This is a genomic window from Mitsuaria sp. TWR114, assembly GCF_007997345.1.
Window position 1 is genome coordinate 1 of the sequence record NZ_VOSR01000527.1, and the last position, 8014, is coordinate 8014.

The window sequence follows — 8014 nt, forward strand, 5'->3', positions numbered from 1 at the left end:
CGCCGTCGCGACGCTCGCCACCGCCTTCTCGACCGATTTCGCGTTCTTCGCGCTGTGCCGCTTCGTCACCGGCCTGGGCATCGGCGGCGAATACGCCGCCATCAACTCCGCCATCGACGAGCTGGTGCCCGCCCGCGTGCGCGGCCGCGTGAACCTGGCGATCAACGGCAGCTTCTGGATCGGTGCCGCGCTCGGCGCCGCGGCCAGCCTGCTGCTCCTGCATCCGGACGTGCTGGGCCCGGTGCGGGGCTGGCGCGTCGGCTTCGCGATGGGCGCGTTGCTGGCGGTGGCCATGGTGCTGGTGCGCCGTCACGTGCCCGAAAGCCCGCGCTGGCTGCTGCGCCACGGCCGCGTCGAGGAGGCGCAGCGCATCCTGGCGGACATCGAGGCGCAGGTCGCCGCCCAGCACGGTCCCTTGCCCGAGGTGCCGCCGGTCGCGCGCCGGGAGCACCGCCGCGCGGTGCCCGACCTGCGCGAGGTGCTGCACGTGCTGCTGCGGCGCTATCGGACGCGCAGCGCCGTGGCGCTGGCGCTGATGCTGGCGCAGGCCTTCTTCTACAACGCGATCTTCTTCAGCTACGCGCTGGTGCTCACCCGCTTCTATGGCGTCGAGGACCACCGCGTGGCGCTCTACATCTTCCCGTTCGCGTTGGGCAATGTGCTGGGACCGCTGCTGCTGGGGCCGCTCTTCGACCGCGTCGGGCGGCGGCGGATGATCGCGCTGACCTACGGACTGGCTGGCGTGGGCCTGGCCGCCACGGGCGGGGCCTTCGTCGCGGATGTGCTGGACGCGCGCTCGCAGGCGCTGTGCTGGTCGGCGGTGTTCTTCTTCGCGTCCGCCGCCGCGAGCTCCGCCTACCTGACGGTGAGCGAGGTCTTCCCGCTCGAGATGCGCGCGATGGCGATCGCGATCTTCTATGCGGTGGGCACCGGGGCCGGCGGCTTCGCGGCGCCGCTGCTGTTCGGCTGGCTGGTCGAGAGCGCCCAGCGCGGCCAGGTGGCGATCGGCTACGGCATCGGCTCGGCGCTGGTGATCGTGGCCGGCCTGCTGGCGCTGCGTTTCGGTGTCGACGCCGAGTGCAAACCGCTGGAGGACATCGCGCCGTCGATGGACGACGCGCACGAGGCGGGCGACGGGCGCCACGGGCCCGAGGGCGTGTCGCGCGACGCGGTCGCGCGTCGTTGAGGCGCCGGGCGGATCAGCGCTGACCGAACCAGCGTCGCACGCGGCGCTTCCAATCCAGCCACTGGCGATGGCGCGAGCGGTCGATGCGCTTGACGTCGATCAGCGTGAGGTCCCCGCAGGCCGACATCGTGTGCAGGCCGCTGAGGAACCCGGGATGCGCGAGGTCGCCGGTGAAGGTGGCCGGCAAGGCGCGCACCTCGACGGCCTGCGGCGTGAGCCGGTCGAAGCGCAGCCAGCGCGTCGCGCCGCCGTAGCTGGTGCGGCTGTCCTGCACCGGGAGCGTCACCCGGCCGTCGGCGTCGACGAAGGGCGTGCCGGCCGGACGCGCGCCGTCATGCGCGGACCTCACCGGATTCGCCGCGTGAGGCGTCCAGGGGCCTTGCAGTGTGTCGGCCCAGGCGAGGTGCAATTCGCGCTGGTCGCGCTTGTCGGGGCCGATGACGGCATAGAACATCCACCAGCGCCCCTCATGCCGCAGCAGCGACGCATCGACCGCATGCACGCCGGGCAGCAGCGCGCAGACCCGTTCCCAGCGCTCCCAGCGCTCGGCGCCATCCACCGCGCGGTACAGGGCGACCTCGGCGGCCTGGCTGGACTCCGGCACCATCCAGACCTGGCCCTCGTGCTCGAAGACGAAGGGATAGGAGAGGTGGAAGGGTTGGCGCAGCACCGGCTGGGGCGTGCTCCAGGCGCCGTCGGCCAGGTTCAGCGTGAGGCGCTGCAGGTCGGCGCGCTTGGTCCGGTAGTCGAAGTGCTCGACGAAGACATGGAGCGCGTCGCCCTCGCGCAGTGCGAAGGGGTCGGCGTAGTAGCGCCAGTCGCCGGCTTCCGGCATCCAGACGATGCGGTCGCGCAGTTCGCGCAGGCGCTCGGGGCTGAGGCGGTCCAGGCGCTCGGGGACGACGCCGACGGTCCAGAAATCCGACTTGGGCCGCTTAACCACGCGCGTCTTCCACGCTCAGCCCGGCAAGGTCCTGGATCTTGACGCCCTGGCGCGCGAGCGCCTCCTGGTACAGGCCCAGCGTGGCCCGCACCGCGCTGGAGCGGTCGTAGCGGTCCATGTCGTAGTCCACCGGGCGGCGGGCATGGCGGGCGCGCTCGGCCAGCGCGGCGGCGATCGCCTGGCCCATCGCCACGGCGTCATCGACCGGCACGATCGCCGACTGCGCCGGGTCCAGCATCTCGCGCGCGCCCAGCGTCGCCGTCGCCACGATCGGCAATCGCGCGCGCATGGCCTCGAGGATGGCCAGCGGGAACTGTTCCTCGCGCGACGAGGACACGTACAGGTCCATCTCGCCGAGCAGCTCGTCGATGTTCCAGCGGAAGCCCAGCAGGTGGATGCGCCGGTCGTCGCCGCGCAGCGACTCGAGTTCCGCGCGCTGCGGGCCTTCGCCGATCAGCACCAGGTGGGCCTGCGGCGGCGCATGGCGCTGGAAGGCCTCGATCAGCGTGTGCATGCCCTTGGCCGCGTGCAGCCGGCGACGCAGCCGACGATCGGCGCGGCCGCCGGGATGCCGAGCTCCTGCCGCAGCGAGCCCGAGGGCGCCTTCGCCGCGCAGGACGCGGGACTGCGTTCCGGCGCCCAGTTGTAGATGACGCGATGCATGCCGCCGAAATCCTTCAAGTGACCGACCTGGGCCGAATTGACGCACACCAGCGCGTCCATCCGCGCATGGTGGTGCGCCTTGTAGCCCACATGGAGCGTGCCGACCCGCACCCGGTCCCGGGCCGCCGCCACCGCCTTGCAGGCCGGGCCCAGGTGGCCGTGGACGATGTCCGCGCCCAGCCGGGCGGCCAGGCGCCGGACCAGCGCTCCGCGCAGCACCGGCAGGCGCAGGCCGTGGAAGCGCACGCGCTGGTCGAGCGCATGCCGGACGGCCGAGCCGGCCGGGCCGATCACGTGGACGGTGTGGCCCAGCGCCGCCTGGGCGTTGGCCAGGTCGACGCAGTGATGCTCGCCACCGGCGATGCGAGACGAGAAGACCACGTGGACGATGGAGAGTGCGCGCATGACGTCGAAACGGCAAAAAAGCTAAGAAACGTTTCGAGTCTATTTCTTAACAATCAGCAATATGGACGGCACTTCCCCTAGTCGTGGGGTGTACGGGTAGCGCATGTGCAGCAGGTGTGCGCAATTGCCGGTGAGGCATTAACGGCCTGTGAACACCTGACCCTCGGTCGGGCGGCGGACGGGGCGTCGCGATGAAACCTCAGGTAACCGGCGCCGGTGGTTCCCGGGCGGCGGGGACGGCGCGACGAAGCGCTGTTTCCCGGGGATGAACTGCAGGGGGTGACCACCTGCATGCAGGGTCATTGAAGTTAAGCTAGCGCGCCCTTTTTGCGGCTTGCGCACGAAGGACATTTTTTTACGACCTTGTCATCTCCGCCGGAGTCCGCTTCATGTTGCGTTTGTCGCTGATCGCCGTTGTCGCCGCGTCCCTGCTTGCCGCCTGCGGCAAGCCTTCCCCCGACAAGCAGGCATCGCCCGCCGCCGCCGCGGCCAGCGCGCCCAGCCTGCTGGTGGCGCCGGAGGACGTCCAGACGCTGGGCGTGAGCGAATACGCCAGCGGCCCGGTCATCACCGGCTCGATCCAGCCGGAGCGCCGGGCCGACCTGCGCGCCGAACTGCAGGCCGTCGTGCTGCAGGTCTTCAAGGAGAACGGCGAGCGGGTGAAGCGCGGCGACCTGCTGGTCCGCCTGGACGACACCGCGATCCGCGACACGGTGCAGTCCGCCGACGAAGCCGCCCGCGCCGCCTCGCAGAGCTTCGAGCAGGCCGAGCGCCAATACCAGCGCCTGAAGACGCTGCAGGCCCAGGGCATGAGCTCCATCCAGGCGATGGAGGACGCGGAGATCCGCCGCAACAACGCCCAGAGCGACCTGGTGGCCGCCCGCGCCCGCGTGGCCACGGCGCGCCAGCAGCAGCAGCGCACCGAGGTGCGCGCCCCGTTCGACGGCGTCGTCAGCGACCGCAAGGTCTCGCCGGGCGACTCGGCGCAGATCGGCAAGGAGCTGATCAAGGTGATGGATCCGGCGTCGATGCGCTTCGAGGGACTGGTTTCCGCGGACCGCATGGCCGAGCTCAAGCTGGGCCAGACGGTCTATTTCCGGGTCAACGGTTATCCGCAGGTCGATTTCCAGGGCAAGGTGCGCCGCATCGCGCAGGCCGCCAACGCGAGCACCCGCCAGGTGGAAGTGCTGGTCGACTTCGCCGGCGCCCAGCAGCCGGGCGTGGCCGGCCTGTACGCCGAAGGCCGGGTGCAGACCAACAGCGTCTCGGCGCTGATGGTGGCCGACGGCGCGCTGGTGCGCGAGGGCGACAAGGCCTTCGTCTGGCGCGTGGACGGCGGCAAGGTCGGCAAGTCCGCGGTCCGCCTGGGCGCGCGCGACGACCGCCAGGGGCTGTACGTCGTCACCACCGGCCTGAAGCAGGGCGACCGCATCCTGCGCCATCCCACCAGCACGCTGATCGACGGCCAGCGCGTCGAGCTGACCAAGGCCGCCGTGCCCATGGCCAGCGGCGCCGGGACCAAGTCCGCCGCGCCCGCCGGCGCGGCGCCGGACTTCGCGGCCTCCGCGGCCTCGGGCATCTGACGACCGGCCGGACTCGAGGAGACTTCCGCCATGTTCCTGTCCAATTTCTCGGTCAAGAAGCCGATCTCGATGGTGGTCATCATCATCGGGCTGATGGCGCTGGGCCTGCTGGCGCTGTCCAAGCTGCGCGTCAACCAGATCCCCGACGTCGAGCAGCCGCTGCTGGTCGTGGGCATCACCTACCCGGGCGCCTCGCCCGAGACCGCCGAGCGCGAGATCATCAACCGCATCGAGAAGTCGTTGAACAGCATCTCGGGCGTGACCGAGGTGCGCTCGACCGCGAGCGAGGGCTACGCGCAGTTGCTGCTGATCTTCAACTTCAACAAGAACATGATCGAGGCGGCCGATGAGGTCCGCAACGCGATCGCCGCGGTCCGGCACAAGCTGCCGCTGGAGATGCGCGAGCCGGTGCTGCAGCGCATCGATCCGTCGGCGCAGCCGATCATGCAGCTGGCGCTGTCGTCGAGTTCGCAGACCCACGCGGAGATCTCCCGCCTGGCCGAGGACCAGCTCGCCGACCGCTTCCGCGCCATCTCCGGCGTGGCCACGGTGACGGTCAACGGCTCGCTGAACCGGGAGCTGTCGGTGCTGCTGAGCGCGCAGAAGCTGCGCGAGTTCAATGTCTCGGTGACCGAGGTCGTCAACGCGCTGAAGATGCAGAACACCACCGCGCCGGTGGGCAAGGTGCGCGGGCTGATGGAGGACCAGTCGATCCGGCTGCTGGGCCGCATCGAATCGCCGAGCGACTTCAACCAGATCGTGGTCAAGCGCTCCGGCGGCGAGCTGATCCGCCTGGGCCAGGTCGCGACGGTGCAGGACGGCTTCGCCGAGCAGACCGGCTTCTCGGTGCGCAACGGCCATCCCAACGTGGGCCTCTCGGTCACCCGCTCGCGCGACGCGTCGACGGTGACGGTGGCCGACGCCACCCGCAAGCTGGTCGAGGAGATCAACGCCACGCTGCCCAAGGGCACGAAGCTGGAGGTGACGCAGGACGGCGGCCGCGACGCGCAGGACAGCCTGAACAACGTGATCCACGCGCTGGTCTTCGGCGCCGGCCTGACGGTGTTCGTGGTCTACGTGTTCCTCAACTCGTGGCGCTCGACGCTGATCACCGCGCTGTCGCTGCCCACCTCGGTGATCGCGGCCTTCATCGCGGTCTGGCTGTGCGGCTTCACGCTGAACTTCATGAGCCTGCTGGGCCTGTCGCTGGCCATCGGCGTGCTGATCGACGATGCGATCGTGGTGCGCGAGAACATCGTGCGCCACATGGAACGCGGCGCCGACCGCCGCACCGCGGCGCTCAAGGGCACCGCCGAAATCGGCATGGCCGTCGCGGCGACGACCTTCTCCATCGTGGCCGTGTTCATCCCGGTGGCCTTCATGCCGGGCGTATCCGGCGAATGGTTCCGGCCCTTCGGCCTGACCGTGGTGGCTTCGGTGCTGGTGTCGCTGTTCATCTCCTTCACCCTGGACCCGATGCTGTCGGCCTACTGGGGCGACCCGCCCGGCTACCACCATGCGAAGAAGACCGGCGTGTCGCGGCTGCTGCAGCGCTTCAATGACTGGTTCGACCACCAGGCCGACCGCTACGGCCTGGTCATCGAGTGGGCGCTGCACCACCGCCGCTGGATGGCCTTCTTCGCGGCGGCGAGCTTCGTGCTGGCGATCGTGCTGCAGTCGACGCTGGGCGGCTCGAGTTTCCTGCCGGCCTCGGACTCCGGCACCATCGCCATCGAGGTCCGCACGCCCGCGAGCTCCAGCCTGGAATACGCGCGGCTGAAGATGGCCGCCGGCGCCGCGCTGGCGCGCCAGCTGCCCGAGACCAAGGCGACCAACGAGTACGTCAACGTCAGCGGCGGTCGCATCTACGTGGACCTGGGCAAGAGCACCGAGCGCAAGCGCAGCGCCGCCGAGATCGCGGCGGACCTGCGCACCCGCGTGGCCCGCCTGGTCGGCGCCGAGTACGTGGTGCTGGACGACCTGAACAACGGCGCGCAGAAGCCGGTGCAGATCCGCTTCCACGGCGCGGAGTCGCGCAAGCTGATGGAGATCACCACCGAGTACATGGCCAAGCTGCGCAACGTGCCGGGCGCGGTCGACGTCGGCCTGTCGGAGCAGGATCCGCAGGACGAGCTGCAGATCGAGATGAACCGCGGGCTGGCCAACTCGCTGGGCATCTCCGTCGGCGACGCGGCCAATGCGCTGCGCGTGGCCTTCGCGGGCGTGGAGGTGGGCGACTGGGTCGACCCCAGCGGCGAGACCCGCGACGTGGCGGTGCGCCTGGCGCCGGAGGACCGCGTCGACGCGAGCAACATCGAGCGCCTGCCGATCGCGGTGAGCGGTGCCGGCGTGATGGTGCCGCTGGAACAGATCGCGACGGTGTCGATGGGCAAGGGCCCGGCCAAGATCCAGCACTCGGACGGCAAGCGGATGATCGCGGTGTCGGCCAACGCGCATGGCCGCTCGCCCGGCGAGGTGACCAAGGACGCGGTCAAGCTGGCGCGCTCGATCAACTTCCCGCAGGGTTACGGCATCGAGCTGGCCGGCGCGTCCAAGGACCAGGAAGAGGTCTTCGGCGCCATGTTCATCGCGCTGTTCTCCGGCATCGGGCTGATGTACCTGATCCTGGTGATGCAGTTCGGCAGCTTCTCGGCGCCGATCGGGGTGATGTACTCGCTCAAGCTGTCGCTGATCGGCGTGGTGGTGGCGCTGCTGCTGACCAAGGGCACGCTGAACCTGATGAGCTTCATCGGCATCATCATGCTGGCCGGCCTGGTGGCGAAGAACGCCATCCTGCTGCTGGACGCGGCGCGCCAGGAGGAGGCCGCCGGCGTGCCACGCGAGGAAGCGCTGATGCATGCGGGCCGCAAGCGCTTCCGGCCCATCCTAATGACCACCTTCGCGCTGGTGGCCGGCATGCTGCCGGTGGCGATCGGCGTGGGCGAGGGCGGCGAGTTCTACCGCCCGATGGCGGTCGCCATCATCGGCGGCACCATCACCTCGACCTTCCTGACGCTGCTGATGGTCCCGTGCTTCTACGACAGCATCCAGCTCTTCTTCGATCGCCTGATCGAGCGCTTCCCGCGCCGCGTCGAGCGCTTCAGCGCCGCTGGTGCCTGGGCGATCAGCATCTTCCAGACGCTGCTGGTCGGACTGGCCTTCCTGACCTGGGTGCTGTTCGTGTTCTGGGTCCTGGAGTGGCTCTACCGGCGCGTGAAGCCGGCGCCGCGCGCC

The 8014-nt window shown here is 70.1% G+C and carries 6 protein-coding genes; 3 read left to right on the forward strand and 3 right to left on the reverse strand.

Features of this window, described 5'->3' with window-relative positions; translation table 11 throughout:
* Nucleotides 1-1186, forward strand: a 1186-nt coding sequence (locus tag FUT87_RS18485) for an MFS transporter (protein ID WP_147241970.1), incomplete at its 5' end; no start/stop codon positions are given.
* 13 nt (nt 1187-1199) lie between these two features.
* Here FUT87_RS18485 and FUT87_RS18490 read toward each other — a convergent pair.
* Genes FUT87_RS18490 through FUT87_RS18500 form a run of 3 tightly spaced genes read right to left on the reverse strand, consistent with a single transcriptional unit; the run spans nt 1200 to nt 3197 of the window.
* A complete protein-coding gene (locus tag FUT87_RS18490) occupies nt 1200-2129 on the reverse strand; it encodes a glycosyl hydrolase family 43 (protein WP_147241971.1) in 930 nt (309 codons plus the stop codon).
* Nucleotides 2122-2643: a glycosyltransferase gene (locus tag FUT87_RS18495; RefSeq protein ID WP_147241972.1), complete on the reverse strand. Its 522-nt coding sequence runs from the start codon at nt 2641-2643 to the stop codon at nt 2122-2124. Before FUT87_RS18495 ends, FUT87_RS18490 begins: the two co-directional genes overlap by 8 nt.
* Nucleotides 2631-3197: a glycosyltransferase gene (locus tag FUT87_RS18500; protein ID WP_147241973.1), complete on the reverse strand. Its 567-nt coding sequence runs from the start codon at nt 3195-3197 to the stop codon at nt 2631-2633. Before FUT87_RS18500 ends, FUT87_RS18495 begins: the two co-directional genes overlap by 13 nt.
* A 389-nt stretch (nt 3198-3586) precedes the next feature.
* Between FUT87_RS18500 and FUT87_RS18505 the strand changes: the two genes are divergently transcribed.
* Entirely contained in the window at nt 3587-4780 is a 1194-nt protein-coding gene (locus tag FUT87_RS18505; protein WP_147241974.1) for an efflux RND transporter periplasmic adaptor subunit, read from the forward strand.
* Between the two features lie 30 nt (nt 4781-4810).
* On the forward strand, nt 4811-8014 hold a 3204-nt coding region (locus tag FUT87_RS18510; protein WP_147241975.1), incomplete at its 3' end, for an efflux RND transporter permease subunit.

Coding starts and splice junctions, on each gene's coding strand:
- FUT87_RS18505 (WP_147241974.1), top strand. CDS start 3,587: ATGTTGCGTTTGTCGCTGATCGCCGTTGTCGCCGCGTCCCTGCTTGCC.
- FUT87_RS18500 (WP_147241973.1), bottom strand. CDS start 3,197: ATGCGCGCACTCTCCATCGTCCACGTGGTCTTCTCGTCTCGCATCGCC.
- FUT87_RS18495 (WP_147241972.1), bottom strand. CDS start 2,643: ATGCACACGCTGATCGAGGCCTTCCAGCGCCATGCGCCGCCGCAGGCC.